A 26,105-nucleotide genomic window follows, 5' to 3' on the forward strand; every position below is an offset into this window, starting at 1 on the left:
CAGGTTGCGGGACCGTCTCCGCGCGCTGGCGGGGCTTGACTGTGCCCAAGGTCACCGATGTACTCCCACGCATGCCAGGGACGGATGACCAGCGCGACGACCAGTTACTCGAAGCCCACCCCGCCACCCCCGGGCCGGAGGCGGCCACCGCGCAGGGCTATGTGGACAGCAGGCTGGACCAGTACCGGGGCTGGTACGACAGGAAAGCCGTCAAGATGAAGGCCATGCACCTCAGGATGCGGACGCTGTCCGTCGTCGGGGGCGCGCTGGTGCCGGTTCTGGTCAACCTCGACCTGTCGTTCGCCAAGCTCGGCGCGACCGTGCTGAGCCTGGTCGTGGTCGGCTCGGTGTCCCTGGAGAGCGTCTACCGCTACCGCGAGCAGTGGAAGAACTACCGCTCGACCGAACAGCTCCTCGTGCACGAGCGCATCTACTTCGAAACCAAGATCGGCCCCTACACCGGCCTCTCGCAGAAGGAAGCGTTCCGGACGCTGGTCGCCCGCGTGGAGACGGCGATCGCCAACGAGAACGCCGCGACCCTCAACGTCATGACGCTGGGCGGCCAGGTCACCTCCGACGTCCAGCTCCCGCCCGCCGTTCCGGAGGCCCGGCGCGGGGTCCAGTAGAGGTCAAAGGCCGGTGCGGCTCGACGTATCGTGACGCATATGCAGTCCTACACAATCGGCCAGGCCGCCCGGCTGCTCGGCGTGAGCCCGGACACCGCCCGGCGGTGGGCGGACGCCGGGCGGGTGGCCACCCACCGGGACGACGGCGGGCGGCGGCTCATCGACGGCCGGGATCTGGCCGCGTTCTCCGTCGAGCTGGCGAAGACCGGAGGCGAGGAGGAGGTCTCCTCCTACACCTCCGTCCGCAACGCCTTCGCCGGCATCGTCACCGCCGTCAAGCTCGGCGACGTCGCCGCCCAGGTGGAGATCCAGGCCGGTCCGCACCGGCTTGTCTCCCTCCTCACCCGCGAGGCGGTCGAGGAACTGGGCCTGGAGGTCGGCATGGAGGCCACGGCGAGGGTGAAGTCGACGAACGTGCACATCGACCGCACCTAGCTCGCGCCCAGGTCAGGTGGACGTCGAGTACGAGTGCGCCCCTGTCCCCGCCAGCGCGCCCCCGTCGACGATCAGGTACTCGTCGCGTATCGCGGTGCCGTCGAGCCACGACTCCAGGATCTCCCGGGTGCCGGCCGCGTAACGGGCCTGCGCGGAGAGCGAGGAGCCGGAGATGTGCGGGGTCATCCCGTGGTGCGGCATGGTGCGCCACGGGTGGTCGGCCGGGGCGGGCTGCGGATACCAGACGTCACCCGCGTAACCGGCCAACTGCCCGCTCACCAGCGCCCGTTCGACCGCGTCCCGGTCCACGATCTTCGCCCGCGCCGTGTTGATCAGGTACGCGCCGCGCTTCATCGCGCCGAGCAGCTCGTCCCCGAACAGGCCCTCCGTCTCCGGGTGCAGCGGCGCGTTGATGGTGACGACGTCGCAGTGCGGGGCCATGTCCTGGGAGCTCTCGTGCCAGGTCAGCCCCAGCTCCTCCTCGACCTCGCGCGGCAGCCGGTACCGGTCCGTGTAGTGCAGCTTCACGTCGAAGGGCGCGAGGCGGCGCAGCACCGCGAGCCCGATCCGCCCGGCGGCGACCGTGCCGACGTGCATGCCCTCCAGGTCGTACGAACGGGCCACGCAGTCCGCGATGTTCCAGCCGCCGTCCAGGACCACCTGGTGGGAGGGCAGGTAGTTCCGTACGAGCGACAGCGTCATCATCACCACGTGCTCGGCGACGCTGATGCTGTTGCAGTACGTCACCTCGGCGACCGTCACGCCGTGCGCGATGGCCGCGTCGAGGTCGACGTGGTCGGAGCCGATGCCCGCCGTGACCGCCAGTTTCAGGTTCTTGGCGGCGGCGATGCGCTCGGGGGTCAGGTACGCCGGCCAGAACGGCTGCGAGATCACGACGTCCGCGTCGGGCAGCTCACGGTCGAAGACCGAGCCGTCGCCGTCCTTGTCCGAGGTGACGACGAGGGTGTGGCCGCGCTCCTCCAGGAAGCGGCGCAGCCCCAGTTCGCCGGTCACGCTGCCGAGCAGGTGGCCGGGGGTGAAGTCGGTCGCCTTCGGGGTGGGTGTGGTCTGGCCGCCCGGGTAGTGGTCGATGACGGGGAGGTCGTCCCGGGCGTACGTCGTGGGGTATCCGTCGGTCGGGTCGTCGTACAGCACGCAGAGCACCTTGGCCATGTCGCGGCTCTCCTCAACTCCGTTGTCGGAAGGTTCCCTTCACCATCCTCGGGGTCGATTCCGCAGGTCAAAGCGTTCCTTGCTATGCCGGGATAGACGGCGGCTATCTCACTCCCGACGCTCCGGCCGACGGCTGTCCCACACCTGCACGCCCGGTGCGTCCGGCCGACGGCCGCCTCATTCCCGTACGTCCAGGTAGGTGTGGAGCAGCGCGTCCAGCGCGTCCCGTACGCCCGCGCCCCGCGCCACCTTCAGCAGCGCCTCCGCGAGGACGGACTGCGGATCGCCCTCGGCCACCACGAGCCCCACCCGCGGCCCGTGCGCCGGACCCTTCAGCGGCACCACCCGCATCCCCTCCGGTACGCCGAACATGTGCAGCCACGCGTGCGAGATCACGCTCGACCAGCGGCCGCCCGGCAGATGCGCGTACAGCCCGGCGACGCTGTCCGACTCGATCGCGGGCTCGGCACTCGCACCGTCGGCGGCGAAGCACTCGTCGATGATCCGGCGGTTGCGCATCCGGGGGCTCAGCAGACACAGGGGCAGCGCCGCCGCGTCCGCCCAGCGCGCCGTCGACGCGGTGGCCAGCGGGCCGTCGTCCGGCGTGAGGAGCACGTACCGCTCCTCGTACAGCGGAAACCGTCGTACGTGACGGAGCTCGTCGTCGTCCAGATACGTCATCGCCGCGTCCAGCTCGAACTCGGCGAAACCGTGGGTGATCTCCGCGGAGGACAGCGACTGCAGGCTGACCCGGGCCTGCGGGTGGCGCTCGCAGAACGGGTTGGTGAGGAGGGAGGCGGCGGGCAGCGCGGTGGGGACGATGCCCAGGCGCAGGGTGCCGGTCAGGCCGCCGCGCAGTGCCGACAGCTCCTGGCGCAGGGCGTCCCGCTCGGCGAGGATGCGGTGCGCCCAGGCGAGCACGACCTCACCCTCGGGGGTCAGCCCCTCGTACCGCCTGGCCCGCCGCACGATCGGCACGTCCAGCTCGTGCTCCAGCCGCCGGATAGCGGCGGACAGCGACGGCTGCGACACGAAACAGGCGGCCGCCGCCCGCGCGAAGTGCCGCTCACGGGCGAGCGCGACCAGGTACTCCAGCTGGCGCAACAGCATGCGTCACCTCCTGTCGGCGAGGTCCGTTTCGGCGGGTTTCCGCCGGCCGGTCAGCGTCGCAGACGTCGGGCGCTCCTGTCACGGTCGGTGCCCTCCCAGCGGCAGGTCAGGTGAGGCGGGGGCCGTCGCCCGACAGCCAGGACGAGTAGCCGCCGTCCACCCGTATCGCGTTGATGCCGCTGATGTGCCGGGCTCCGCAGCGGTCCTGGGGCAGGACGAGTTGGGGGCCCGCCAGGTCGAGCGGGGTTTCGTCGATGGAGACCGCGAGCAGGACCGGGGCGTGGGCGAAGTCGGGGTCGATCTCGGCCCAGGTCAGGAGGGCGTGGTGGCCGTCCGTTCCCGTCACGGCGATGAGGAAGCGCAGGCGGTCCTTGCGGCGGACGGGGTCGAACCCGGGTCCGGCGTCGGTGAGGACGTCGTGCAGCAGCGGGCCGCCGAAGCGGTGGTGCTGTACGCCGCTGGTGGCGCACTCGAAGCCGGCCCGCACCCGGTGCTGGGGCCAGGCCATCAGGTCGGCCACCGTCAGCCGGGCCGGGCGGGCGACGTCGCCGGTCAGGGCGAGCTTCGCCGAGGCTTGAGCGGGGGTTTCCGTCGAGGGCCGGCTCATGGGCACCACCTCCCGGAAGACGGTACCCAGATCACGGTCCCGTATAAACGCACATGCGTGCACCCTGCGGTAATCATGCAGCTCATGCGATGTGACAGGAGACTTACGCCTTGCATATGCGGCAGTATGATCGGCGCATGCCCGCCCGAGTAGCCAGCATGCTCATCTGAAGCGTCAGAGGGAGTAGCCCCGTGAAGACCCGTTCCGCACGTCGGACCCGCCGGACCCTGCGAGTGGCCGGTGCCGGTGCCGCCGCGCTGCTGGCCCTGAGCGCCTGCTCCTCCTCCGACTCCGACGACTCCTCGGTGAAGTCCGACTCCTCGTCCTCCGCCTCTCCGGAGCTCACCGGCACGGTGACCGTCTTCGCCGCCGCCTCGCTCAAGGAGAGCTTCACGACGCTGGGCAAGGAGTTCGAGGAGGCCCACCCCGGTACGAAGGTGACGTTCAGCTTCGGCGGCAGCGACACGCTCGCCGCGAGCATCACCGGGGGTGCCCCGGCCGATGTGTTCGCCTCCGCGAGCCCCAAGACGATGGCGATCGTGACGGACGCGAAGGACGCGTCCGGTACCCCTGCCACCTTCGCGCGCAACCAGCTGGAGATCGCGACCCTGCCCGGCAACCCCGACAAGATCGCCTCCCTCAAGGACCTCACCAAGTCCGGCCTCAAGGTCGTGCTCTGCGACAAGACCGTGCCGTGCGGCGCCGCCGCGCAGAAGGCGCTGGACGCGAGCGACCTCAAGCTCACCCCGGTCTCCTACGAGCAGGACGTCAAGAGCGCCCTGACGAAGGTGGAGCTGAAGGAGGCCGACGCCGCCGTCGTCTACAAGACCGATGTGAACGCGGCGGGTGACAAGGTGGAGGGCGTGGACTTCCCCGAGTCGGCCGACGCCATCAACGACTACCCGATCACCCTGCTCAAGGACGCGCCCAACGCCGCCGCGGCGAAGGCGTTCATCGCGCTGGTGCAGTCCGCCGAGGGCCAGCAGGTGCTGACGGCGGCGGGGTTCCTCAAGCCGTGACCGACCTGGGCAAGGCCGACGCCGTGACCGACCGGCTGACCGGTGGGCCACGGCGTCGGCGTGTCCGGGGCGGGGTACCGCGTGCCCGGCGTGGAGTTCCGGGTCTCCGGCGTGGGGTGCCGCTGCCCCTCCTGCTACCGGCCCTCGTCGGACTGGCCTTCCTGCTTCTCCCCCTGATCGCCCTCCTCGTACGGGCTCCCTGGCGGAGCCTCCCGGAGCAGCTGACCAGCCCCGAGGTCTGGCAGGCCCTGCAGTTGTCGCTGGTCACGGCGACGGCGGCCACCGCGGTGAGCCTGGTCCTCGGGGTACCCCTCGCCTGGCTGCTGGCCCGCACCGAATTCCCGGGACGCGGCTTCGTACGAGCCCTGGTCACCCTGCCCCTCGTACTGCCCCCGGTGGTCGGCGGTGTCGCGCTGCTGCTGGCCCTCGGCCGCAACGGCGTCGTCGGGCAGTGGCTGGACTCGGCCTTCGGGATCACGCTGCCGTTCACCACGGCGGGCGTGGTGGTCGCGGAGACGTTCGTGGCGATGCCGTTCCTGGTCATCAGCGTGGAGGGCACGCTGCGCGCCGCCGATCCGCGCTACGAGGAGGCCGCGACGACCCTCGGCGCCTCCCGCTTCACCGCGTTCCGCCGGGTCACCCTGCCGTTGATCGCGCCCGGTATCGCGGCGGGTTCCGTACTGGCCTGGGCGCGCGCGCTCGGCGAGTTCGGCGCGACGATCACCTTCGCGGGCAACTTCCCCGGCCGCACTCAGACCATGCCGCTGGCCGTGTACCTCGCGCTCCAGAGCGACCCGGCCGCCGCGATCGCGCTGAGCCTGGTACTGCTGGCCGTGTCCATCGCGGTGCTCGCGGGGCTGCGGGACCGCTGGATGACGGGGGTGTCATGACCGACGTACCCCTGGTGTCGGCATCCGAGCCGCCCGAGGCGTCCAAGCCGTCCGAGGCGTCCGAGGCGTCCGGCAAGGGGCTCGACACCCGCCTCGTCGTCGACCGCGGCTCCTTCCACCTCGACGTCACGCTCACCGCCGCGCCCGGCGACGTCGTCGCGCTCCTCGGCCCGAACGGCGCCGGGAAGACCACCGCCCTGCGCGCCCTCGCCGGGCTCACCCCGCTCTCCACCGGCGGGCATCTGCGCCTGGACGGCGCCGACTTGGACCGTACGCCGCCCGAGTCCCGCCCGGTCGGCGTGGTCTTCCAGGACTACCTGCTCTTCCCGCACCTCACCGCGCTCGACAACGTCGCCTTCGGGCCGCGCTGCCAGGGCGTACCGAAGGCGGAAGCCCGCGCCCAGGCCGCCGCATGGCTGGACCGCATGGGCCTGGCCGACCACGCGGGTGCCAAGCCCCGCCGTCTGTCCGGCGGTCAGGCCCAGCGCGTCGCCGTCGCCCGCGCGCTGGCCACCCACCCCCGGCTGCTCCTGCTCGACGAACCGCTCGCCGCCCTCGACGCCCGCACCCGCCTCGACGTACGGGCCCAACTCCGGCGCCATCTGGCCGACTTCGAGGCCGTGGCCGTACTGGTGACGCACGACCCGCTGGACGCGATGGTGCTGGCGGACCGGCTGGTCGTCATCGAGGACGGCCGGGTCGTCCAGGACGGAACCCCGTCGGACATCGCCCGCCACCCGCGTACCGACTACATCGCGCAGCTGGTCGGCCTCAACCTCTACAAGGGCCGGGCGGAAGGCCACACGGTCCACCTCGAAGCCGTCGACGACCTCCAAGCGGGCCCGGCGATCACGACGATCACGACCACCGAGGACCTCACCGGCCCCGTCTTCGTGGCCTTCCCGCCGAGCGCCGTCACCCTCTACCGGGACCGCCCCACCGGCTCCAGCGCCCGCAATCTCTGGCAGTGCGAGGTCGGCGGCCTGGAAACCCACGGCGACCAGATCCGCGCCGACCTCACCGGCGAACTCCCCCTGGCAGCCGACCTCACCACCGTCGCCGCCGCCGAACTCGACCTGCACCAGGGCGCGCCGGTCTGGGCGACGGTGAAGGCGGCACAGACGCACGCGTATCCGGCGTGACCCGAACACGCCCGCCGGACATTGATCCGCTTCCGCTCGGCGTGGTAGACGCATGCAATGACCTCACCTGAACCCCGTTCCAAGACACCGGCGTTGGCCGAAGCCCTCGGTATGCAGCCGCACCCGGAAGGCGGCTGGTTCATCGAGACATGGAAGGCGACACACACCTTCCGCCCGGACGGCTACCCCGGCCCCCGCGCCGCCGCGACCGCGATCTACTTCCTCCTCGCCCCCGGAGACACCTCCGCCTGGCACAAGGTCCGCTCCGACGAACTGTGGCTGTGGCACCGCGGCGGCCCCCTGGAACTCCTCCTCGGAGGCGACGCCGACACCCCCGACCCGAACCCGACGGTCGTCCGCGTCGGCCCCGGCATCGAAACCGGCGAACACCCCCAGGCCCTCGTACCCGGCGGCATCTGGCAGTCCGCCCGCCCCGCAACAGACCAGGAAGTTCTGGTCAGCTGCATCGTGGCCCCCGGCTTCGACTACGAGGACTTCCACCTCATCGACTCGGGAGCCTGAATCCTCGGGGCAGCCGCCGCCCCCAGAGACCCCAGGCGCGTCGCGATCTCCGCGAGCCACTGTTTCACCGGGCCGAGGCTGATCAACCCGCTGCCCGCGCCCGCGAGTTCGTCGGCGGCCGGGAGGAGGCGGGCGTGTGTCCGCCTCAGTACGAGAGGGTCGCCGAGTCGGAGCGCGGCGGCAGCCTCCAGGCAGGACAGGGCCTCGTACAGCAGGTCCCGGGGTGGTTCCGGCAGGGCGCGCAGTGCCGTGCCCGCCTCGGTGCGGCGGCCGGTCTCCAGGAGGGCGAGCGGCTCGGCCCAGGGGCGGTACGGGCCCCAGTCCGCGCGCAGGTCCACCCCCGTCGTCGGCGCCCGGTGCGCCAAGCGCAGGCACAGCGACGCGAGAGGGAGGAGTCCGCGCTCCAGTCCCGGCATGCCGGCGCCGTCCAGCCGCGCGGCGGCGGCCCGATAGGCGGCCTCGGCTTCCGCCTGCCGTTGCCCGGACGCGGCCGTCCGCAGAGCCCCGTACCACTCGGTGAACACGCCTACGAGCGGCAGTTCATGACGCTCCGCCAACCGATCTGCGGCGGCGGCGTGTTCGTCCGCCGTCGGGAAGTCGGCGAGGGCGCTGCGGGCCTGGATGCGGATGAGGTGGCCCAGGACTTCGAAGGTGGTCAGACCGTGACGGGCGGAGAGGGTGACCAGTTCCGCGCCGATCTCGTCACGGCGCGGGGCGAGTCCCGCGCGGGTGAAGGACTGCATGAACGTGCCGTTGAGGGCGAACGCCAGCAGCGCCGGGTCGTCGAGGCGGCGAGCGGTCTCCGCCGCCTCGCGGGCGGCCTCCGGTCCGCGAGAGGAACGGGTGCCGCGCATCTCCAGCGCGATCGTGGCCAGCAGGCGGCAGCGCGCCGCGTCGTACGCCGGGGCCTGCGGAAGGGCCGCGAGGGTGCGCTCGGCGGCCGCGACGAGCCGCTCGGCCAGGTCCGGATCGTCGACGCGCGTCCAGATCGCGGGGACGTCGAACGCGCCGATCACGCGGGCGGTCAGTTCCGCGTCGCCGGACTCCTCCGCCGCGTCGACGGCCGCCATACGATGCTCCCGCGCCGCCTCCAACCCACCGCCCCCGGTCACCGCGAGGCTGCGCATCAGCCCGACGGCCGACTCAAGCCGGGCGCGTGACCCCGCACCGGCGGCGCGGTCGTACGCGGCGGTGGCCCGAGTCCAGATCTGCGCGGCGGCGTCCGGGGGCGGGCCGTGGGTTTTTTCGCCCCCTCCGCCCCTACCCGACCCGTGCTTCCGGGCTACGCCCGGTTTCAGCCCCTCCGGCGTTTGAGGAGCGGGGGTTTGGGGGCGGAGCCCCCAAGTGACGGGAATGGGAAGGGGCGGAGGGGGCGAAAAACCACCCACCTCCAACCCGGGAGCCTGCACCAGGATGTCCGCCTCCAGGCGCCGCAGAGCGGGGCCGGGGTCCAGCCCCAACTGGTCCGCCAGCGCAACCCGCGCCCGCCGCACCACCGCAAGCGCATCCGCCTGACGCCCCGCCCGATAGAGCGCCAGGGCAAGCAGACACCAGGCGTCCTCGCGCCAGGGATGCCCGGCGGCGTGCGCATCGAGGTCGGGCACCGCCTCGGCGGCACGACCGAGCGCGAGCTGGGCAGCGGCGCGACGCTCAACGGCCTGTAGCCGAAGCTCGGAAAGCCGGGACCGCTCCCCGCGAGCCCAGCCCTCGTGCGCGAACTCGGCGTACGCCGGCCCCCGCCACCACCCGAGCGCCTCCTCCAGCCCCCCGAGCGCCTCCTCGGCCGACAGCTCCACGGCACCCCCGACGACCGCCTCGAACCGCCACGCGTCCACCGCATCCGGCGAAACACGCAACGCGTACCCGGGCCCCTCGGTGACCAGCAACCGAGCCGGCGCACGCGGCGCACGCTCCGGTTCCAGCGCCCGCCGAAGCGCACCGACGAAGGTCTGTACGGCACCCACCGCACCCGGGGGCGGGTCCTCCCACAGGTCTTCGACCAGCCGCGCGACGGACACGACCCGCCGCCGGGCCACGATCAGCCGGGCGAGTACGGCCCGGTGCCGCGGCCCCTTCAACGCGAGCGAGCCCCCGCCGCGCTCGGCCACGACGGCCCCGAGCACCCCGAAGTCGATCCACTGCTCCACGCCACCACCGTACGCGCGCTGATTCACCGCTGATTCACGCCCGGCAAGCTCGAGTCGTCCCTGCCCCGCCCCCTCCGAAAGGCAGAAACCCGTGCCCTCGACCACGCCCTCGACCAAGCCTCCGACCATCCCCGGCTTCGCCTACCACCGCATCCCCGTCGCCGCCGACGTGTCCCTGAACGTCGCCGTCGGCGGCTCCGGCGGCACCCCCGTCGTCCTCCTGCACGGCTTCCCGCAGACCCATCTGATGTGGCGGCACGTAGCCACCGACCTCGCTGCCGATCACACGGTCATCTGCCCCGACCTGCGCGGCTACGGCGCCAGCGACAAGCCGGCCGAAGCCGCCGAACTCACGGAAACCGACGCCGGGTCGACGTACTCCAAGCGCACCATGGCAGCCGACATCGTCACCCTCGCCCGCGCCCTGGGCCACGAGCGCTTCGCCCTGGCCGGCCACGACCGAGGCGCGCTCGTCGCGTTCCGCGCCGGACTCGACCATCCCGGCGCGGTCACACACCTCGCCTCGCTCGACGTCCTGCCCACGCTGGACATGTGGGACGTCCTGCACGGCACGACCGCGGCGGTCGCCTTCCACCTGTACCTCATGGCCCAGCCGCCCGGTCTGCCGGAACAACTCATCGGCGCGGCCCCGGACGCGTTCTTCGGCCACTTCCTCGACCAGTGGGCGCGGCAGACGGAGTCAACGGACCCGGGGACGACGGCGATCCCGGACGACATCCGCGCCGCGTACCTGAAGGCGTCCCGCGAGGCGGTGCCGTCCATCGTCGCCGACTACCGTGCCTCCGCCGGCATCGACGTCGTACACGATCTGGCCGACCGGGAGTCCGGAAACCGCCTGCGGATGCCGGTCACCGTCCTCCAGCAGGACTGGGGCCCCGCCCTCGGTTTCGACGCCGCCGCGCGGTGGGCCGCCTGGGCGACCGATCTGCGCCATTCCACCGTCTCCTGCGGTCACTTCATGGCGGAGGAGGCGCCCGCAGAGGTCACGAAGGCGGTACGGGATCTGCTCACGCGCACGGGCCGACGAGTGCCGCCACTCCCGTAACTTCCTTAGCGCCTTTGTGACGTTCGACGCCGGTTGTGGATCACTCGGCGTGGGCATCACACGTAGGCAGGACCGGCCGCGCACCTATCGCGCGGGTCCCGGCCGGCGGGGGGTCCGACCGCCGGGAGTACCGACCGTCCTGGAGGGGAGTGAGGTGTCATGCGTGCGCATGAGCGCGCCGTCCGGCCGACCGCCCGCGTCGAGTACACGCTGCCGCGCACGGCGGTGTCGGCGGGCAGGGCCCGCAGGCTCACGTCGGCGTTCCTCACCCGGCCGCGGATGAACGCGCCGACGGCCGACCAGGTCGACGACGCCACGCTGATCGCCTCCGAACTCGTCGCCAACGCCGTCCGGCACGGCGGCACCGGTTGCCGGCTCCGCCTCCAGGTGGGCCACGGCGAAGTGACCGTCGAGGTGCACGACGACAGCCCCGGGCGCCCCAGTGTCGGCCCGATGGACACCGACTCGGAGAGCGGCCGCGGTCTCGCGATGGTCCAGCATCTCGCCAACCGCCTGGAGATCGTCAGCACCGGCTTCGGCGGCAAGACGGTCCGCGCGGTTCTGGCAGTGTGAGGCCCGAGGCTCCGCCTGCGCGCGATGACGGGGTGCGCCCGGGCGGGTGACGCGGAACGGCCCGCCGACCGGCGTCGGCCGAGGGCCACCCCACCCGCATGTAGAGACGAACCATGCGCTTTTCTCGAAGAGTCTGGGTGTCGGGGGTGGCGGCGACGGCGGTCGCGGGCGGGCTGGCCGCCTTGCTGGTCACCGGAGGCGGCAGCGGGAGCGAAAGCTCCCGCCGGACCGCCGCTGCCGCGGACGAGGCTCAGCGCACGGCCATCGCGCTGACCCGGTTCCGGACGGCGTCCCAGGCCGGTCCCTCAGAGGTCACCGTGCGGCTTCCCTCGGCGGGCGGCGGGGCGGTGACGGTGCGCGCCGTGGCCGACTACCGGGTTCATCGGGCGGTCGGCGTGTACGAGGTGATGGACGAGGGGCACGTCATGCGGGGGCTGCTTGCCTGGGACCTTGAGGGCGTCGCGGTGGCCGGGTCCCCGGTGGCGTCGACCGACGACACCTCGGGGTCCTCCACGCGGCCGGCCGCCCCCGGGCCTGTCACCACCGCCGTCCAGGCGGCGCGTCGGGCGAGCAGCCTGACTCCGGGCCAGTGGACGCGTCGCCCCTACGGCAGCGCTCCGCTGGACCAGGCGCTGCAACTGGCACTGTCCGTGACCGCGGACCGCCCTGCCGACCGGCGCTCGTGGTCACGCGCCGACGGCCCGGCCATCCATCCCAAAGCCTCTGCGCGCCCCACGACTCCGCCGACCTACGTGCTCGACGCCACCGGTGACCTGCGCCGCATCACGGCCCGCGTCGCCCCCGGCCGGAAGGCGACGATCGACTTCGCGGCAAAACGGGTCCGAACGGGGGTTCCGGGCGCGCCGTGGGAGGGGAGGCCGGGGCGCCCGTAACGGTTGGGGGTTGGGTTTTTCGCCCCCTCCGCCCCTACCCATTCCCGTCCCTTGGGGGCTCCGCCCCCAAACCCCCGCTCCTCAAACGCCGGAGAGGCTGAAAATCTTCAGCCCATCCGGCGTCCGAGGACGAGGTAGTGCCATCCCAATCCCCCACCCACCCGTGGGGGCTCCACTCTTCATCCCGGCCGGGGAAGATCTTTCAGCCCGTCCGGCGTTTGAGGACGAGCGCGTCAGCGCGACACGGGGGTCTGGGGGCGGAGCCCCCAGGAAGCAAGGGACGGGTAGGGGCGGAGGGGGCGAAAACCCACCCCCCGCACCCGCTACGCCGGTTCAGCAGACCAGTCGCTGAGCGCAGCACGCGCCGGCGCCGGCGCCGCCGGCTGGCACACGAACCCGAGACGGGTCAACGCACGGGCCACCTCGAACTCGGTGAAGTCGCGGCGGTCCTGCCGGGTGATGACCTCCCCGACCTGCTTGACGGGGTACGTACGCGAGCCGATGACCACGGACTGACCGGTGACGGGTTCGGGCTGGACGTCCGCCATCGAGTGTTCGACCTCACCCTTGATGAGGTCGAACGGGAAACGGGCGATCACACAACGCATGGGTGCCTCCGCAGGGGAAGTTTCCCAGCACCGGAAAGCGGGCACGGCGTCACGGGAAATTCGCCGGAAATTTAATGCGGGAATAAACAAAAAGCAGGTGGCCGGGACCCGCACCTCAGGGTGCAGGTCCCGGCCACCTGTAAGCGTCGGCCGACTCAAAAGTCAGGCGTCAGCGGGGGTCCCGGACTAGGCGGGGACGATGTTCTCCGCCTGGGGGCCCTTCTGGCCCTGGGTGACATCGAAGGTCACCTTCTGGCCTTCCTGGAGCTCACGGAAGCCCTGGGTGGCGATGTTCGAGTAGTGGGCGAAGACGTCGGCGCCGCCGCCATCCTGCTCAATGAAGCCGAAGCCCTTTTCCGCGTTGAACCACTTCACGGTGCCAGTAGCCATGTCAAATCTCCTTCGGGGCAAAGCTCGAGGACCCACACTGTGTGGGTCCGCGTCTGCGCGATGTTGCCCCCTCCGGAAAAAGCACCGGATATTCAGAAGCCCACTTCCCGGTACGGACCGGTAAGTAGGCTCCAAGACTTTGGGAACCACAACTGCAACTGATATCGACACTAGCACGGGACGGCCGGGAAGGGGGGCGCACTATCTCACCCCACTCGGGGGAATAAAGAAACTCCCCGCACTGCGAACCAATTTCTCCGTCTGCCACGACAGATATTCGCCCCCGCCGGAGGCAGTGATCACCCGCCGCCCGCCGCCGACGGGCCCGTCCCGACTTGCCGGACCCCACCGCCCGGGGTGCGCTGGACCCATGACGACCGACCCCGGCGCGGTCTCCGAGACCTTCGCGTTCGCCTGCGGGAACTGCGGACACACCTGGCGGGCGACGTTCAAGGTCATGTTCTTCACCGACCCGCTCGACCCGACCGGGCAGGGCACGCAGGAGTACGTCGACGAGGACGGCGCCGCCATCAGGTCGCCGCTGACCGATGCGGTGTGCGCGGTGTGCGGGAGCCGGCGGGTCCGAGTGTCGGCCGGCTGACGCGGCGGCCCCGGCATCTTCCACCACGCCCCACGGCCTACCAGGCTCACCCGGACGGCCCGGTGCGCTGGTGAGGTCCGGGCTCCAGTGGTGGCGTGGGGGTAACTGTCGCGCTCCCAGGAGGCCCTCGCCATGACCCGTCGCCCGCCCCGCGTGTCTGCCTCCCGCGTCTTCGCCTCCCGCGCCCTCCCCTCCCGCGTCCTCGCTTCCCGAGCCCTCGCCTCCGCCCTGACGGCAGGCGCCTTGGTGTCGGTGTCCGCCTGCTCGCTCCTAGAGCGCCCCGAGACCGCGAAGTTCGACGTGTCGCCCGCGTCCCCCACCGCCACGGCCTCACCCACCACCTCCGCCACCCCGTCGCTCACCGACGCGCAGGCCCGCGACGCCCTCCTCGGCCCCGCCGAGCTGGGTGAGCGGTGGTCCGCGACGCAGGGCGGGGCGACCTGGCGGGACGGGCTCCTCAAGGGGAGGACGGATGTCGCGGACTGCCAGCGGCTCCTGGACGGGCTGTACGCGGAGGATCTGCTGGGCAAGCCGAAGGGGGCCGGCGCGGTCGTCGGCCTCGACCAGAGCGACACCGAGGCGCAGCTGCGCTACCAGGTCGCCGCGTACGGCGGACCGGCGGAGGTGGACGCGAAGATGGCCTGGCTGCGGACGCTGCCGGAGAAGTGCGCGGAGTTCACGGCCACCGATGTCAGGGGCGAGCGGCAGACGGTACGGGTCGTCCCGGCGGCGCTGCCCGGCGTGGGCGACGCCCGCGAGGGTCTGCGGATGACCATGAGCGGTGAGGGCGACCTGTACGGCGAGACCCCGACGCTGACACTGGACTTCGCCGCCGTGCGGGTGGGCGACAGGGCCGTCTCCCTCACCAATGGCGGACTCGGCGGCGCCGAGGAGGACTTCACGAACCAGGCCGTCCAACTGGGCACCCAGCGCCTCCAGAACGTCCTCGCCGGTCGCACGACCCCGAACCAGCCCGCAAACCGGCCCGCGGACCAGCCCGTAGATCAGCCCGCAGACCAGCCAACCGGCGTGCCCGCCGATCAGCAATCCGCTGAAGAAGGCTGAAGAAGGCTGACTGGTAAGGGAGTTCACTCCATGCGCTCGACGGCTTCCTTGGCCTCCTGGAGACCGGCGCCCGTGGCCGCCCGGTAGGCCTTGATCGCCTGGATCTTCTTGCCGTCCCGCAGGAACGCGGCGACCTCCGGCAGCTCGGGATCGTCCGCGTGGACGCCGAGGTGGCGGATTATCAGGTCGATCTTCTTCTCGACGCGGGCGATTCTGCGGTCGGCCCGGCTCAGCTTGGTCTCGAGCCCGGCGAAACTCGCGATCATGATCGCGGCGATGACCAGGAGTCCTGTCATTTCCATGGTGAGGAATCCTAGGGGCCGTCGACGAGAGCGCCCACCTTGCTCAACAGGCCCAGCAGCGTGACCCGTTCGGCCTCGGTGAGCGGAGCGAAGGACGCGCCGAGGACGTCGAGGGTGACGGCGCGGCCTGCTGCGAGGACGCGTTCGCCCTCCTCGGTGAGGTGGTGTTCGTTGCGGCGTCCCCGGCCTGAGCGGCGTTCGATGAGCTGCTGGGCCGCGAGCCGGGTGGCCAGCGTGCCGAAGGACTGGTCGCCCTGGAAGGTGGCGACGGCCAGTTCGTGCGCGGAGGCGCCGGGGGCGCGGGCGATCGCGCGCAGCGCGTCCCACTGGGCGAGGGTCGTACCGACCGCCGAGAGGCGAGTGTCGAGCGTGCGGTGATGCCGGTACTGCGCCCCCTTCACAGCCCGGCCCAGCACCTCCAGGTCCACTGTCTCGTCGTGTATCTCGTCGTGGTCGTTCGCAGTCATGCCGCGATACTAGCCCAGCGAATACGCTTGCTTATATACGCATGCGTAGATAGCCTCTCCCGTATGGCTGACGCTCTCAATGACACTCTCCATGGCGCTCTCAACGACACGCCCGACGACAACCCCACCGCCCCCGTGACCCGTACCGTCCGTCCCCGCCCCGGTCTCCCCCTCACCCTCACCGAGAGCGGCCCGCGCGGCGGCCGTACCGCACTCGTCCTGCACGGCGGCAGCGGGCCCGTCAGTGTGCGGGGCATAGCCGCGCATCTGGCCCGGCGCATGAGAGTCGTCGTCCCGACGCACCCCGGATGGAACGGGACCGAGCGTCCCGACTGGTTCACCGGTATCGGCGACATGGCCGCCGCCTATCTGGACCTGCTGAGGGACGAGGGGCACCGGGACGTGCTCGTCGTCGGCTCGTCGCTCGGCGGGTGGACCGGCGCCGAGATGGCCGTGCGCGACGAGGGCGGCCTCATCACCGGGCTGGTGCTGGTGAACTCCGTCGGTGTGGCCGTTCCGGGGGAGCCCATCCGTGACATCTTCGGCCTCGAACCCAGGGAGATCCCCGCGTACTCCTTCCACGACCCGGCCCGTTTCGCCATCGACCCCGCCACCGTCACTCAGGAGCAGGTCGCGGCCCAGAAGGCCAACATGGCGACCGTACGGGCCCTGGCCGGTGACCCGTACATGCACGACCCGACGCTCCTGGACCGGCTCGGCCGGGTCCGGATTCCGGCCCTCGTGCTGTGGGGAGAGAGCGACCGCATCGTCACCCCGGCGTACGGGCGCGCGCTCGCGGCGGCGCTTCCCGGGGGGCGGTTCGTGACGGTGCCCGAGGCCGGGCATCTCCCGCACCTCGAACAGCCCGCCGCGTCCTTCGCCGCGCTCGACGCCTACCTGGACGTCACGACCGCCTAGCCGTCGGTGTGCCCGCGCCCTCGGCGGCCGTGTCCGTGGGCGATGCGGCGGTCGGCGTCGACACGGGAGTCGGCGTCGGCGCGGTCCCCTCGATGTCGACCACCGACCCCTCCTTCAGCTGCCCGTACAGCCACTCCGCGTCGCTCTCGCGCAGGCCGATCCAGCCGGACGTGGTGTTGTAGTAGCCGGGGGCCTTCTCGTCGTATGTGAGGCCGGCGATGTAGTTGGTCTTGCCGTCGGAGGCGCGGAGCTCGATGAACCAGGGGAGCTTCATGTCGTAGCCCTCGAAGCGGAGTTCCTCGGCGGGGACGAGCTTCATGCTCACCTTGGCGGTGACCGTCATGCGGCCCGCGCGCGTGGGGGTGAGCGGGGAGCCGGAGGAGAGCGGCAGTTCGCGACCCGCGACCGTGACCACCCGTCGGAACAGGTCGACCGAGGCGTCGGGCGTCGCGGGGGTGGTGGGCGTGCCGGTGGGGCTCGCCGCGGGGGAGGGGTGCCGGTCCGTGTCGCCGCCGCCGAGGTTCAGGGCCAGGACCAGGGCGAGCGCCGCCGCGGCGGAGGCGCCGACGACGGCGGCGGCCGTACGGCGGTGGCGTCTGCGGCGTACCGCCCGGCCGCGGATCTCCGCGCCGGACAGCGGCGGAGGCGTCTCACCGGTGGCGGCCAACTCATGGAGTTCCGCGGTGAGTTCGGAGGTGAGTTCATCGGACACGGTGGTCCTCCCTCTCCCCTGTACCGGCCGGGTCGGCCGAGTCCGCGTCGCCCGCCGAAAGCTCCCGTGCCAGCGCCGCCCGGCCACGGGACAGCCGGGCCTTGACCGTCCCCACGGGGGCGCCGGTTTCGGAGGCTACCTGCTCGACACTGAGGTCGCACAGATGGTGCAGGACGATGGCCATCCGCTGCGGCTCGGGCAGTGTGCGCAACGCGCCGACCAGGGTGGCGTGTTCGGGGCCGGGCCCGGGGACGTGCTCCGGCGGCGGATTCCGGCGTACCAGTTCCAGCCAGCGGCGCGCTCGGCGCCAGCGGCTCACCGCGAGCCGCATCGCCACGGTCCGTATCCATGCTTCCGGCGCACCGTCTGCGAGAAACTCACGCCGGCGGTCCCAGGCGCGTACGAACGCCTCCTGGACGACGTCCTGCGCCTCGCCGTGGTCCCCGGTGAAGGCGTAGAGCTGGCCGGTCAGCCGGGGGAACGCGGTCGCGTAGAACGCGTCGAACTCTTCCTCGGTCATGCCCCTCGCCGGAGTTCGCGGAAATTCCGAAGTCCCGTGCAACCCGGCGGTCCGTGCCGTGCGTACAGGTCCCGTACGTCGCACATGGAAACACACCACAGGGGGATCGCGATGAACACGGGGACCAGAGGAGCCGGGAGCGGGCGGCTCGCCCGCGCCATGAGCGCGGCGGCCGCCTGCGCGCCGGCGTGACACACGATCCGAAGAAATCCTGCGCCTGTGTCATCCCGGCTGTGGCCCCCGGGAGTTTGTAGGAGTGGAGAGGCGCCCTCCGTCCCGTATCGCTCATCTCGCTCATGCGGATCCCCAACGGTCCGCGAACCACGAGGAGTTGTCCGTTCATGACACGGATGCAGAAGTACATGGCCGCCGCGGTGGTCGCCGCCGCGCTGGTGGGGGCGCCCACGGTGTCGTACGCCGCCGCGCCGGGGAGGGCGGCGTACGGCACCGGTACGCATGCCGGTTCGGCCCAGATCGTCGCCCCCGGTGAGCATGTCTCGGGCGGTGAACCCGGCTTCGAGCTCTGGCTCACCGAGGAGGGCAAGTACTGGACGACGCCCGGGGATCCGGACCCGCAGTTCCGCAGTGTGATCGACGGGAACATCGACCGCAGCCAGCCGGGCGTGTCGATGCAGGCGGAGGGCAACAACGGGCACATCACGCTCTCCGGCCTCTACTACGGCGGCAAGGGCACCGCCTCGCGGGTCACCGTCGAGACCTCCGTCGGCACCGTGCGCGGCAAGCTCCTCGAGCTGGCGGGCAAGCCCGGCTGGGGCGTCTGGTACGCCACCGCCGACGTGCCGGTGGGTGACGACGGGGGCCTCGGCGCCCTCGGCGACATCACCGTCTTCGACACCAGAGGCAAGGTCTACGCCCAGCTGCCGCGGAGCTGAGTTCGCGGGCGGGGGAGTCGGGTCGTTCAGGTCTCGGCTCCCCCGCACCACCCCGTCCCCCTCCTCCCCCCACGTACCCGATTCCGAGGGACCCCGCCGGCCGTGCAGCAGACCTCATCCGACGCCCCCGAAGTCCCTGCCACCTCGGTGGAAGGCGACTTCGCCGAGTACGCCACCGCGGCCTGGCCCCGCCTCGTCCGCACCGCGCACATGCTCACCGGTGACTTCCACGAGGCCGAGGATCTCGTGCAGACCACGCTGGCCAAGGTGTACGCCCGCTGGCGGCGCATCCCGCGCGACGACGTCGACTTCTACGTACGCCGCTCGCTGGTCAACAACAACCTCAGCCGGGTGCGCAGGAGACGGGTCGTCCATCTGCTGACGCCGTTCCTGCCCGAGCGGATGCATCAGCGCGTACCGGGGCACGCCGAGGACGTCGAGCAGCGGGCTGCCCTCAGTCAGGCGCTGAACTCCCTTTCGGCGCGGCAGCGTGCCGTGCTGGTGCTGCGCTACTGGGACGACCTGGGCGAGGCCGAGATCGCGCAGCTGCTCGGCTGCTCGGTCGGCACGGTGAAGACCCATGCCCGGCGTGGCCTCGAGGCCCTGCGCGTCCACCCCTTGTTCGCCGGCCACCACCCCGTTTCCGGAGCCCGCCCATGAGCCACCCCTCTCGTTCCCAGCAGCCCCAGAGTCCTGCGGCCGAGGCCGAGCGGCTGCGTGAGGCGTTCGCCGAGGTCGCGTACGACGTCACGCCCTCCGTCGTCCCGATCGCCGCCATCGCGCGCGAGGGCCGCCGGCGCAGGCGGCGTCGTACGGCCGCGGTGCTCGGTGCCGCCTGCGGGGTGCTGCTCGTGCCGCTGGTCGTGGTCATGCTCCGCGGGGGTGTGCCCGGCGGGCAGGGCGAGCGCGAGCAGGTCACGCCCCCGGCCGCGAGCGTCTCTCCGTCGCCTTCCATGTCCATGCCGCACGCCGGGAAGGTGCGGGTCGTCACCCCCGGCGAGCGGGTGACGGTCTCGCCCGGCACCAAGATCTGGCTGACGGAGGACGGCAAGCACTGGACGGAGCCGGACAAGCCCACCCAGTTCCGCAGCGTGACCGACGGCAACCTCGACCTGAGCAGTCCCGGCGTCAGCCTCCAGGAGTCGGGGCGCGAGGACGGCACCGTCTTCCTCTCCGGCATCTTCCACGGCGCGGGCGAACCGGCCCTCGTCGAGATCAGGACCGTCGCGGGCGCCATCGACGGTACGGCGCTCACGCTGGCGGGCGAGCCCGGCTGGGGCGTCTGGTACGCGGAGGTGAAGGTGCCGGAGTCCGTGAGGTCGTCCTCGGACTTCCTGGGCGGTGTCACCGAGAGAGTGACGGTGTACGACTCGGCGGGCGGTGTGATCGCGAGCCAGGAGTTCTCCTCGTGAGGCGCGGCAGCGTGAGGCTGAAGGCCTGCGTGCACGCGGCTGTACGCGCCGTACGGGCGGCGGTACGGGGTCTCGTACGCCGGGTCCGTACCCGCCGTACGCGGGTCCGCCGCACCCGTGGCCGCCGGCTGCGCCGCGCCCTCGCCGTACTCCTCGTCCTCCTCCTCTCCCTCGTCGGCGCGGCCGTAGTGGCGTACAAGATGACGGACATCCCCGAGCCGCACCCCGAGACGGCGATGCAGAGCACGGTCTTCGTCGACTCGCACGGCGACTACCTGGGCCGGCGCGGTCCGGTGGACCGGCAGGAGGTGCCGCTGTCCCAGGTCCCCGGGCACGTACAGGAAGCGGTGATCGCCGCCGAGAACCGGTCCTTCCGTACGGACACGGGGATCGCTCCGACCGCGATCGCGCGGGCGGCGCTCGCGGCGGTGACCGGGGGTGCCCCGCAGGGCGGTTCGACGATCACGCAGCAGTATGTGAAGAACGCGCTGCTGAGCCCCGAGCAGACCTTGTCCCGCAAGGCGCGGGAGGCGCTGATCGCGGTCAAGCTGGACCGGACCCGGTCGAAGGACGAGATCCTCGCGGGGTACCTCAACACGGTCTACTTCGGGCGGGGAGCGGCGGGCATCCAGGCCGCCGCCCGGAACTACTTCGGCGTGGACGCAAAGGAGTTGACGGTCAGTCAGGGGGCGGCGCTCGCGAGCATCGTCAACATCCCCTCGTACTACGAGAAGGCGGGCTCCGATCCTGAGGTGACGGCGAAGCTGGTGAGCCGGTGGGAGTGGGTGCTCGACGCGATGGCCGACAGCGGTGCCATCACGGCCGCCCAGCGGAGCTCGGCGCGCTTCCCCGCCTTCCGTTTCTATCCGCCGGGTGACACGGACGGGCAGCGCCAGTACCTGATCGACGCGGCCGCGGCGGAGGCGGCCGACCGCCTCGGCATCACCCAGGACGAGCTGGCCCGCGGCGGCTACACCGTCCACACCACCTTCGACCTGACGGCCCAGAACGCGGCCGCGGAACTGGTGGACGACGCCAAGCCATCGGCCAAAGATCTCCAACTCCACACCTCTGTCGTCGCGTTGGTGCCCGGCGACGGCGCGGTCCGTGTGCTGTACGGCGGCGCGGACTACGCCAGGCAGCCCTTCAACGACGCGCTGGACGGCGCGGTGGAGGCGGGCACCGCGCTCGAGCCGTTCGCCTGGACGAAGCTCGGCGACCCGCTGTCCGGCCTGCCGCGCGAGGCCGCGCCGACGCCGCTGCGGCTGGCGTCGGCGTGGGCCACGGCGGCGGCCCGCGGCACGTACGCCGCGCCGTACACGGTCGGGAAGATAACCCGGGCCGGACACGCCGTGTACACGGCGCATCCCCGCACCCGCACCGCGATGGAGCCGTACGCCACAGACGTGATCGCCAAATACGCGTACCGCGAGTCCGGCTCCCTGGCCACGCACACAGGCGGCGCCGGAACCCGCACCCTCTGGCAGACCACGTACGACGAAAAGCTCACCGTCACCGTCGCCCTCTTCGCCCAGCACCCCGCCGAGGGCAAGCTCCCGGCCCGCACGGCCCAGCTCCCCTCCGGCACCTCCGAGCTGGCCCTGCGCGTCAACGCGGACGTCCGCAACCGCCTGGTTCCCTCCCCCTGGGGCGCGGCGATTCCGGCCCCGAAACCGACATCCGAGCCCGAGCAGAACTCAGAGTGACCGGCCGTGAGACCCCCGCGCCCTCGCCAAGATCAGCCGGCCATCCTCTGGCCCGCGAACTCCGTCCAGAGCCGGGATCGAGACCTTCAAGCTCTACCGCGCGAAAAATTAGGGCCCATACTGGTTCTACGATGACGAAGCCATCCGCGCCCCGGCGCCACCTGCCCACCAGCCCCTTCGCCGCCCCGGTCGTCCCCGTGGCCAAGGAGTTCGCCCTCGGAGACCGTGTCTCCCACGACCAGTACGGCCTGGGCACGATCGTCGGCGTCGAAGAGGGCATTGCGATGCTCGTCGACTTCGGCGCCCGCCAGGTCCGCGTCCTCAGCCCCTACACCCGGATGGACCGTCTCTGACCCACACGCAGTGACTGGTCCGTCACCCGTCCACCTCGACCCCTGTCCACCTCACCCCCGCGCCACCCGCCTCCACACCTTGCGGAGCCCGCGGGGCGCGGCGGTCGAGGTGGACTACTGCGTTCGTGCGCCGGCCCTCGACGAGTCGGCGCCGGTGTCCCCAGCCCGAACGGCCCACCCCGCTAGCTCCTCTCCCGTGTGCCGCAGAGGCTGGGTTCATGGATGCCCCGGTGCGCGATGAGTTGCCCTTCGAGGACCTGACCGACTTCGAGAATGCTGATCGGGGGTTCATCGCGGCGTTGGTGCCCGGGGTGGTGCGGGACGGGGAGGGGCGGGTCGTCTATGACGGGGACGCGTACGGGTTTCTGGAGGACGACTGTCCTGGGAGTGCGCATCCCAGTCTGTGGCGGCAGGCGCGGTTGTGTGCGCGGCAGGGGTTGTACGAGGTCACCGAGGGTGTTTATCAGGTGCGGGGGCTCGACCTCTCGAACATGACGGTCGTCGAGGGCGAGCGGGGTGTGATCGTCGTCGATCCGTTGATCTCCGTGGAGTGTGCGGCGGCGGCTCTCGCGCTGTACCGCGAGCACCGGGGGCAGCGGCCCGTCACCGGGCTCGTCTACACGCACTCGCACGGCGATCATTTCGGCGGTGCCCGGGGCGTACTTCCGCACGGTGCCGAGGAGGGCGTGCCGATTCTGGCTCCGGCGGGCTTTCTGGAGCACGCCGTCAGCGAGAACGTCTACGCGGGCAACGCGATGACGCGCCGCGCGAGCTTCATGTACGGCGACCGGCTGCCCAAGGCCCCGGACGGGCAGATCGGCGCGGGCCTCGGCACGACGACGTCCACCGGGACGATCAGCCTGATCCCGCCGACCGTGGACATCACGCACACCGGCCAGGAGGAGACGGTCGACGGCGTCCGGATCGTCTTCCAGCTCACCCCCGGCACCGAGGCGCCGGCCGAGATGAACTTCCTGTTCCCCGAGCGGCGCGCGCTCTGCATGGCCGAGAACGCGACCCACAACATGCACAACATCCTGACCCTGCGCGGCGCCGTCGTCCGCGACGCGCGCATCTGGGCCCGCTACCTCGACGAGGCCATCGACTTCTTCGGCGACACGTACGACGTCGCCTTCGCCTCCCACCACTGGCCGACCTGGGGACGCGACAACGTCATCCGCTTCCTCGCCGAGCAGCGCGACCTGTACGCGTACCTGCACGACCAGACCCTGCGCATGCTCAACAACGGCCTGACAGGCACCGAGATCGCCGAGGAGATGCGGCTGCCGCCCGCGCTGGAGCAGTCCTGGCACGCGCGCGGCTACTACGGCTCGCTGAGTCACAACGTCAAGGCGGTCTACCAGCGGTACATGGGCTGGTACGACGGCAACCCCGCCCACCTCTGGGAGCATCCCCCGGTCGAACTGGCGCGCCGCTACGTGGACTTGGCGGGCGGCGCGGAGTGGGCGCTCGCGAAGGCCCGTGCGTACGTCGACGAAGGCGATCTCCGTTTTGCCGCCACGCTCCTCAACCACGTGGTCTTCGCCGAACCCGAGAACACGGAGGCCAAGGAGACCCTCGCGGGCGTCTACGACAGGCTCGGGCAGGGCTCGGAGAACGGGCCCTGGCGGAACTTCTACCTGACCGCCGCCATGGAGCTGCGCAAAGGGGCGGGCCACGTCAGCATCGACACCGCCAACGCCGAGATGGCCTCCGCCCTCACCGTGAGCATGCTCCTGGACTCCCTCGCCGTGCGGATCGACGGCCCACGCGCCTGGGACGACCGCCTCACCCTGGACCTCGTCGTCATCGACGAGCAGCGCCGCCACCGCGTGAACCTCCACAACGGCGCCCTCACCCACCGCGCGATGCCCGTCCACCACACCCCGAAACCGCACGCCGGCCTCACGCTCATCCTCACCAGGGCCGAGCTGCTCGGCGTCCTCGCGGGCAAGGGCCTCACCGGCATCGAGACGGACGGCGACCCGGAACTCCTGGCCCGCCTGCTCTCGTACGCCTCGGAGCCGCCGGACAAGGCCTTCCCCGTCGTGACGCCCTGACGCCCGTGGGGATCAGCGACGCTCGTACGGGTTCGCCGGCTCCTTCACCGTCTTCACCGAGGTCGAGTCCAGTACGGGCGGCCACGCCTCGTCCGAGCCGAGCTTGCCCTTGGGGTGCCAGGTGCCGGTGACGGTGACCCAGGTGTCGTTCACGGGAGCGTCGGCACCCTTGATCTCGATCTTGTACGTGCTCGCGTCGGCCGCACAGCACGTGATGAGGAGCCGGGCCAGGTACCAGGTGCCGTTGTCTCCCCGGGTCACGAAGCCGGTCATCCGGACCGTGCGGCCCGTCAGCGACTTGCCGCTGTCGTAGATCGCCCGGGAGGTGTACTCGCCCAGGGTCAGGGCGACGGGGTCCCCGGAGGGGAGTGCCGGGAAGGTTCCCACGCCCTGGGCCGCGCGTTGTTCGGCCTCGCGGTCGGCGCTGTACGAGCCGAGGGCGGGGGGCGGGAAGAGGAGGAGGGCGGCGGCGGGGATGGCGAGGAGCCAGGCGATTCGGGGGGTGCGGTGGTGGTTGTGGCCGTGGTCGTCGTCGTGGTCCTCTTCGAGGTCCTCGTCCTCGGCTTCGTGGTCGTGCGGTCGCGTTGCTCGTACGGCGCTCAGGGCGCCCAGCGTCAGCAGCAGTACGCCGGACGCGATCAGGTACACCTTCAGCCCCGACTGCACGTACCGCAGGTACAGGTCGCTGAAGACGGTGATCCTCAGTACCGCCGCCCCGCTGAGCAGCAACAGCAACGCGGGCCCGTAGCGCCTCACAGCAGCCACCACCCGACCAGGACACTGCTCACCAGAGCCACCACCCATGTCACGGAGGAGAAGCGCACGGCGAAGGACTTCCCGAAGGTGCCCGCCTGCAGGGCGATCAGCTTCAGGTCCACCATCGGGCCGACCACCATGAAGGCCAGCCGCGCGGTCGGCGAGAAGCCCGTCAGGGACGCGGCCACGAAGGCGTCGGCCTCGCTGCACACGCACAGCACGACGGCCAGTACGGCGAGCAGCAGTACCGACAGCCACGGGGAGCCGGTGAAGAGGTCGAGGATCGACCTCGGGACCGCGATGTTGAAGGTCGCGGCGGCCGCCGCGCCGAGGACGAGGAAGCCGCCCGCGTGCAGGAAGTCGTGCTGGAGGCCGGTGCGGAAGCCGTCCCAGCGGGAGCCGGTGTACTTCCTGCGGGCCGGCTTCGGCAGCCGGATCCACTCCTCCCGTCCGAAGCGGATCCACAGCCAGCCCATCACGACTGCCGTCGCGAGGGACGCCAGCAGCCTGGCGAGGACCATCATCGGGTTGGCCGGGAACGCGATCGACGTGGCGACCATGACGACCGGGTTGATCGCGGGGGCCGACAGCAGGAATGCCAGGGCGGCGGCCGGGGTGACTCCGCGGCGCATCAGGCTTCCCGCTACCGGGACCGAGGCGCACTCGCAGCCCGGCAGTACGACGCCGGCTGCTCCGGCCACGGGTACCGCCAGTGCCGGGTTGCTGGGGAGCAGCTTGTTGAAGACCCGCTCGGGGACGAACGCGCCTATCGCCGCCGACACGAGGGTGCCGAGCAGGAGGAAGGGGACGCCCTGCACGGTGACCGCCGTGAAGACCGTCCACCATGCCGACATCGCGGGGGTGGCCAGGTCCAGGGCGACCATGGGGCCCAGCACCGAGACGACGGTGCCTATCGCCAGTAGCGCGAGGCCGCCGACGACCAGGTAGAAGACGGTCCGGGCGGCGAGGCGGGCACCGTCGGCCAGCCCGCGCCGGGGCGCCGGGTAGTGCTGGTTCTCCACGCGCCTGGTTCCCGCCTGCCCTTGGGTGTGCTGGTTGTACGCCATCCGCAGGCTAGCTGGGGGCGCTGTGCGGGGGCCTGTAATGGTCGAAGAGGGGGCTGTGCGGGCGGGCTGGGG

30 protein-coding genes are annotated in these 26,105 nt (G+C 71.5%); 18 read left to right on the forward strand and 12 right to left on the reverse strand.

Annotated elements, in window-relative coordinates; genetic code table 11:
• Positions 1 to 71 precede the first annotated feature (71 nt).
• Both OG246_RS08045 and OG246_RS08050 read left to right on the forward strand, forming a co-directional pair.
• Positions 72 to 626, forward strand: a complete 555-nt coding sequence (locus OG246_RS08045) for a DUF4231 domain-containing protein (RefSeq protein WP_266457907.1) — start codon at positions 72 to 74, stop codon at positions 624 to 626.
• A 39-nt stretch (positions 627 to 665) separates the two neighbouring features.
• Positions 666 to 1,061, forward strand: coding sequence for a molybdopterin-binding protein (locus OG246_RS08050; protein WP_266457909.1), 396 nt, complete (start codon positions 666 to 668; stop codon positions 1,059 to 1,061).
• Positions 1,062 to 1,073: 12 nt separating this feature from the next.
• On the opposite strand, the gene OG246_RS08055 is transcribed toward OG246_RS08050, so the two are convergent.
• From OG246_RS08055 to OG246_RS08065, 3 genes are all read right to left on the reverse strand, one after another.
• Entirely contained in the window at positions 1,074 to 2,234 is a 1,161-nt protein-coding gene (locus OG246_RS08055) for an NAD-dependent formate dehydrogenase (RefSeq protein WP_266457911.1), read from the reverse strand.
• Between the two features lie 177 nt (positions 2,235 to 2,411).
• Entirely contained in the window at positions 2,412 to 3,344 is a 933-nt protein-coding gene (locus OG246_RS08060) for a LysR family transcriptional regulator (RefSeq protein WP_266457914.1), read from the reverse strand.
• A gap of 106 nt (positions 3,345 to 3,450) precedes the next feature.
• Positions 3,451 to 3,951, reverse strand: a complete 501-nt coding sequence (locus OG246_RS08065; protein WP_266457917.1) for a molybdopterin-dependent oxidoreductase — start codon at positions 3,949 to 3,951, stop codon at positions 3,451 to 3,453.
• A gap of 191 nt (positions 3,952 to 4,142) precedes the next feature.
• On the opposite strand from OG246_RS08065, the gene modA reads away from it, so the two are divergent.
• Genes modA through OG246_RS08085 form a run of 4 tightly spaced genes read left to right on the forward strand, consistent with a single transcriptional unit; the run spans position 4,143 to position 7,524 of the window.
• The gene (gene modA / locus OG246_RS08070; RefSeq protein ID WP_266457920.1) at positions 4,143 to 4,970 is read left to right on the forward strand and encodes a molybdate ABC transporter substrate-binding protein; all 828 of its coding nucleotides are present in this window, start codon (positions 4,143 to 4,145) and stop codon (positions 4,968 to 4,970) included.
• Entirely contained in the window at positions 4,967 to 5,860 is an 894-nt protein-coding gene (locus OG246_RS08075; protein ID WP_266457923.1) for an ABC transporter permease, read from the forward strand. The genes modA and OG246_RS08075 overlap by 4 nt, the downstream gene beginning before the upstream one ends.
• Positions 5,857 to 7,002 (forward strand): ABC transporter ATP-binding protein, encoded by a 1,146-nt coding sequence (locus tag OG246_RS08080; protein WP_266457926.1) that lies wholly within the window; start codon positions 5,857 to 5,859, stop codon positions 7,000 to 7,002. The genes OG246_RS08075 and OG246_RS08080 overlap by 4 nt, the downstream gene beginning before the upstream one ends.
• 57 nt (positions 7,003 to 7,059) lie before the next feature.
• Positions 7,060 to 7,524, forward strand: coding sequence for a cupin domain-containing protein (locus OG246_RS08085; protein ID WP_266457929.1), 465 nt, complete (start codon positions 7,060 to 7,062; stop codon positions 7,522 to 7,524).
• On the opposite strand, the gene OG246_RS08090 is transcribed toward OG246_RS08085, so the two are convergent.
• On the reverse strand, positions 7,488 to 9,671 hold the full coding sequence (locus tag OG246_RS08090; protein WP_266457932.1) for a BTAD domain-containing putative transcriptional regulator: 2,184 nt from the start codon (positions 9,669 to 9,671) through the stop codon (positions 7,488 to 7,490). The two genes, OG246_RS08085 and OG246_RS08090, sit on opposite strands and share 37 nt — an antisense overlap.
• A gap of 91 nt (positions 9,672 to 9,762) precedes the next feature.
• Here OG246_RS08090 and OG246_RS08095 point away from each other — a divergent pair, with 91 nt between their 5' ends.
• The 3 genes from OG246_RS08095 (at position 9,763) to OG246_RS08105 (ending at position 12,203) form a co-directional block, all read left to right on the forward strand.
• The gene (locus tag OG246_RS08095) at positions 9,763 to 10,737 is read left to right on the forward strand and encodes an alpha/beta fold hydrolase (RefSeq protein ID WP_266457934.1); all 975 of its coding nucleotides are present in this window, start codon (positions 9,763 to 9,765) and stop codon (positions 10,735 to 10,737) included.
• Between the two features lie 159 nt (positions 10,738 to 10,896).
• Positions 10,897 to 11,310, forward strand: coding sequence for an ATP-binding protein (locus OG246_RS08100; RefSeq protein WP_266457937.1), 414 nt, complete (start codon positions 10,897 to 10,899; stop codon positions 11,308 to 11,310).
• A gap of 113 nt (positions 11,311 to 11,423) precedes the next feature.
• Complete coding sequence (locus OG246_RS08105; RefSeq protein ID WP_266457940.1) at positions 11,424 to 12,203, forward strand: hypothetical protein; 780 nt, start codon at positions 11,424 to 11,426, stop codon at positions 12,201 to 12,203.
• A gap of 323 nt (positions 12,204 to 12,526) precedes the next feature.
• Here OG246_RS08105 and OG246_RS08110 read toward each other — a convergent pair whose 3' ends face one another.
• Together OG246_RS08110 and OG246_RS08115 are read right to left on the reverse strand one after the other, a co-directional pair.
• Positions 12,527 to 12,811, reverse strand: a complete 285-nt coding sequence (locus OG246_RS08110) for an SCO5918 family protein (RefSeq protein WP_266457943.1) — start codon at positions 12,809 to 12,811, stop codon at positions 12,527 to 12,529.
• A gap of 186 nt (positions 12,812 to 12,997) precedes the next feature.
• Positions 12,998 to 13,201, reverse strand: a complete 204-nt coding sequence (locus OG246_RS08115) for a cold-shock protein (RefSeq protein WP_010986199.1) — start codon at positions 13,199 to 13,201, stop codon at positions 12,998 to 13,000.
• A gap of 370 nt (positions 13,202 to 13,571) precedes the next feature.
• Here OG246_RS08115 and OG246_RS08120 point away from each other — a divergent pair, with 370 nt between their 5' ends.
• Together OG246_RS08120 and OG246_RS08125 are read left to right on the forward strand one after the other, a co-directional pair.
• Complete coding sequence (locus tag OG246_RS08120) at positions 13,572 to 13,802, forward strand: hypothetical protein (protein WP_266457946.1); 231 nt, start codon at positions 13,572 to 13,574, stop codon at positions 13,800 to 13,802.
• A 132-nt stretch (positions 13,803 to 13,934) separates the two neighbouring features.
• Positions 13,935 to 14,867 carry a hypothetical protein gene (locus tag OG246_RS08125; RefSeq protein WP_266457948.1) on the forward strand — a complete coding sequence of 311 codons (933 nt, stop codon included), beginning with the start codon at positions 13,935 to 13,937 and terminating at the stop codon, positions 14,865 to 14,867.
• 23 nt (positions 14,868 to 14,890) lie between these two features.
• On the opposite strand, the gene OG246_RS08130 is transcribed toward OG246_RS08125, so the two are convergent.
• Entirely contained in the window at positions 14,891 to 15,169 is a 279-nt protein-coding gene (locus tag OG246_RS08130) for a ribosomal protein L7/L12 (protein WP_266457951.1), read from the reverse strand.
• Between the two features lie 11 nt (positions 15,170 to 15,180).
• The gene (locus tag OG246_RS08135; RefSeq protein WP_266457954.1) at positions 15,181 to 15,636 is read right to left on the reverse strand and encodes a MarR family winged helix-turn-helix transcriptional regulator; all 456 of its coding nucleotides are present in this window, start codon (positions 15,634 to 15,636) and stop codon (positions 15,181 to 15,183) included.
• Positions 15,637 to 15,699: 63 nt separating this feature from the next.
• On the opposite strand from OG246_RS08135, the gene OG246_RS08140 reads away from it, so the two are divergent.
• Positions 15,700 to 16,554, forward strand: coding sequence for an alpha/beta fold hydrolase (locus OG246_RS08140; protein WP_266457957.1), 855 nt, complete (start codon positions 15,700 to 15,702; stop codon positions 16,552 to 16,554).
• On the opposite strand, the gene OG246_RS08145 is transcribed toward OG246_RS08140, so the two are convergent.
• A complete protein-coding gene (locus tag OG246_RS08145) occupies positions 16,541 to 17,266 on the reverse strand; it encodes a L,D-transpeptidase family protein (RefSeq protein WP_266457960.1) in 726 nt (241 codons plus the stop codon). The two genes, OG246_RS08140 and OG246_RS08145, sit on opposite strands and share 14 nt — an antisense overlap.
• Complete coding sequence (locus tag OG246_RS08150) at positions 17,256 to 17,786, reverse strand: SigE family RNA polymerase sigma factor (protein WP_266457963.1); 531 nt, start codon at positions 17,784 to 17,786, stop codon at positions 17,256 to 17,258. Before OG246_RS08150 ends, OG246_RS08145 begins: the two co-directional genes overlap by 11 nt.
• A gap of 341 nt (positions 17,787 to 18,127) precedes the next feature.
• Here OG246_RS08150 and OG246_RS08155 point away from each other — a divergent pair, with 341 nt between their 5' ends.
• From OG246_RS08155 to OG246_RS08180, 6 genes are all read left to right on the forward strand, one after another.
• Positions 18,128 to 18,679, forward strand: a complete 552-nt coding sequence (locus OG246_RS08155) for a hypothetical protein (protein WP_323178281.1) — start codon at positions 18,128 to 18,130, stop codon at positions 18,677 to 18,679.
• Between the two features lie 102 nt (positions 18,680 to 18,781).
• Positions 18,782 to 19,339: a SigE family RNA polymerase sigma factor gene (locus OG246_RS08160; protein WP_266457966.1), complete on the forward strand. Its 558-nt coding sequence runs from the start codon at positions 18,782 to 18,784 to the stop codon at positions 19,337 to 19,339.
• Complete coding sequence (locus tag OG246_RS08165; protein ID WP_266457969.1) at positions 19,336 to 20,091, forward strand: hypothetical protein; 756 nt, start codon at positions 19,336 to 19,338, stop codon at positions 20,089 to 20,091. Before OG246_RS08160 ends, OG246_RS08165 begins: the two co-directional genes overlap by 4 nt.
• Positions 20,088 to 21,797, forward strand: a complete 1,710-nt coding sequence (locus OG246_RS08170) for a transglycosylase domain-containing protein (protein ID WP_266457972.1) — start codon at positions 20,088 to 20,090, stop codon at positions 21,795 to 21,797. The genes OG246_RS08165 and OG246_RS08170 overlap by 4 nt, the downstream gene beginning before the upstream one ends.
• 131 nt (positions 21,798 to 21,928) lie before the next feature.
• Positions 21,929 to 22,150 (forward strand): hypothetical protein, encoded by a 222-nt coding sequence (locus tag OG246_RS08175; protein ID WP_266457980.1) that lies wholly within the window; start codon positions 21,929 to 21,931, stop codon positions 22,148 to 22,150.
• A 218-nt stretch (positions 22,151 to 22,368) separates the two neighbouring features.
• A complete protein-coding gene (locus OG246_RS08180; protein ID WP_266457982.1) occupies positions 22,369 to 24,210 on the forward strand; it encodes an alkyl/aryl-sulfatase in 1,842 nt (613 codons plus the stop codon).
• Positions 24,211 to 24,222: 12 nt separating this feature from the next.
• Here OG246_RS08180 and OG246_RS08185 read toward each other — a convergent pair whose 3' ends face one another.
• Both OG246_RS08185 and OG246_RS08190 read right to left on the reverse strand, forming a co-directional pair.
• Positions 24,223 to 24,966: a TIGR03943 family protein gene (locus OG246_RS08185; protein WP_266463968.1), complete on the reverse strand. Its 744-nt coding sequence runs from the start codon at positions 24,964 to 24,966 to the stop codon at positions 24,223 to 24,225.
• Entirely contained in the window at positions 24,963 to 26,033 is a 1,071-nt protein-coding gene (locus OG246_RS08190) for a permease (RefSeq protein ID WP_266457985.1), read from the reverse strand. The genes OG246_RS08185 and OG246_RS08190 overlap by 4 nt, the downstream gene beginning before the upstream one ends.
• Between the last annotated feature and the right edge of the window lie 72 nt (positions 26,034 to 26,105).

Origin of the sequence: Streptomyces sp. NBC_00620 (assembly GCF_026341825.1) — a bacterium.
Taxonomy (GTDB): domain Bacteria; phylum Actinomycetota; class Actinomycetes; order Streptomycetales; family Streptomycetaceae; genus Streptomyces.

Excerpts from the sequence above, each read along its gene's own strand:
- OG246_RS08045 (WP_266457907.1), top strand. The coding sequence starts at position 72 with ATGCCAGGGACGGATGACCAGCGCGACGACCAGTTACTCGAAGCCCAC.
- OG246_RS08050 (WP_266457909.1), top strand. The coding sequence starts at position 666 with ATGCAGTCCTACACAATCGGCCAGGCCGCCCGGCTGCTCGGCGTGAGC.
- OG246_RS08055 (WP_266457911.1), bottom strand. The coding sequence starts at position 2,234 with ATGGCCAAGGTGCTCTGCGTGCTGTACGACGACCCGACCGACGGATAC.
- OG246_RS08060 (WP_266457914.1), bottom strand. The coding sequence starts at position 3,344 with ATGCTGTTGCGCCAGCTGGAGTACCTGGTCGCGCTCGCCCGTGAGCGG.
- OG246_RS08065 (WP_266457917.1), bottom strand. The coding sequence starts at position 3,951 with ATGAGCCGGCCCTCGACGGAAACCCCCGCTCAAGCCTCGGCGAAGCTC.
- OG246_RS08080 (WP_266457926.1), top strand. The coding sequence starts at position 5,857 with ATGACCGACGTACCCCTGGTGTCGGCATCCGAGCCGCCCGAGGCGTCC.
- OG246_RS08085 (WP_266457929.1), top strand. The coding sequence starts at position 7,060 with ATGACCTCACCTGAACCCCGTTCCAAGACACCGGCGTTGGCCGAAGCC.
- OG246_RS08100 (WP_266457937.1), top strand. The coding sequence starts at position 10,897 with ATGCGTGCGCATGAGCGCGCCGTCCGGCCGACCGCCCGCGTCGAGTAC.
- OG246_RS08105 (WP_266457940.1), top strand. The coding sequence starts at position 11,424 with ATGCGCTTTTCTCGAAGAGTCTGGGTGTCGGGGGTGGCGGCGACGGCG.
- OG246_RS08110 (WP_266457943.1), bottom strand. The coding sequence starts at position 12,811 with ATGCGTTGTGTGATCGCCCGTTTCCCGTTCGACCTCATCAAGGGTGAG.
- OG246_RS08115 (WP_010986199.1), bottom strand. The coding sequence starts at position 13,201 with ATGGCTACTGGCACCGTGAAGTGGTTCAACGCGGAAAAGGGCTTCGGC.
- OG246_RS08120 (WP_266457946.1), top strand. The coding sequence starts at position 13,572 with ATGACGACCGACCCCGGCGCGGTCTCCGAGACCTTCGCGTTCGCCTGC.
- OG246_RS08125 (WP_266457948.1), top strand. The coding sequence starts at position 13,935 with ATGACCCGTCGCCCGCCCCGCGTGTCTGCCTCCCGCGTCTTCGCCTCC.
- OG246_RS08130 (WP_266457951.1), bottom strand. The coding sequence starts at position 15,169 with ATGGAAATGACAGGACTCCTGGTCATCGCCGCGATCATGATCGCGAGT.
- OG246_RS08135 (WP_266457954.1), bottom strand. The coding sequence starts at position 15,636 with ATGACTGCGAACGACCACGACGAGATACACGACGAGACAGTGGACCTG.
- OG246_RS08140 (WP_266457957.1), top strand. The coding sequence starts at position 15,700 with ATGGCTGACGCTCTCAATGACACTCTCCATGGCGCTCTCAACGACACG.
- OG246_RS08150 (WP_266457963.1), bottom strand. The coding sequence starts at position 17,786 with ATGACCGAGGAAGAGTTCGACGCGTTCTACGCGACCGCGTTCCCCCGG.
- OG246_RS08155 (WP_323178281.1), top strand. The coding sequence starts at position 18,128 with ATGACACGGATGCAGAAGTACATGGCCGCCGCGGTGGTCGCCGCCGCG.
- OG246_RS08165 (WP_266457969.1), top strand. The coding sequence starts at position 19,336 with ATGAGCCACCCCTCTCGTTCCCAGCAGCCCCAGAGTCCTGCGGCCGAG.
- OG246_RS08175 (WP_266457980.1), top strand. The coding sequence starts at position 21,929 with ATGACGAAGCCATCCGCGCCCCGGCGCCACCTGCCCACCAGCCCCTTC.
- OG246_RS08180 (WP_266457982.1), top strand. The coding sequence starts at position 22,369 with ATGGATGCCCCGGTGCGCGATGAGTTGCCCTTCGAGGACCTGACCGAC.
- OG246_RS08190 (WP_266457985.1), bottom strand. The coding sequence starts at position 26,033 with ATGGCGTACAACCAGCACACCCAAGGGCAGGCGGGAACCAGGCGCGTG.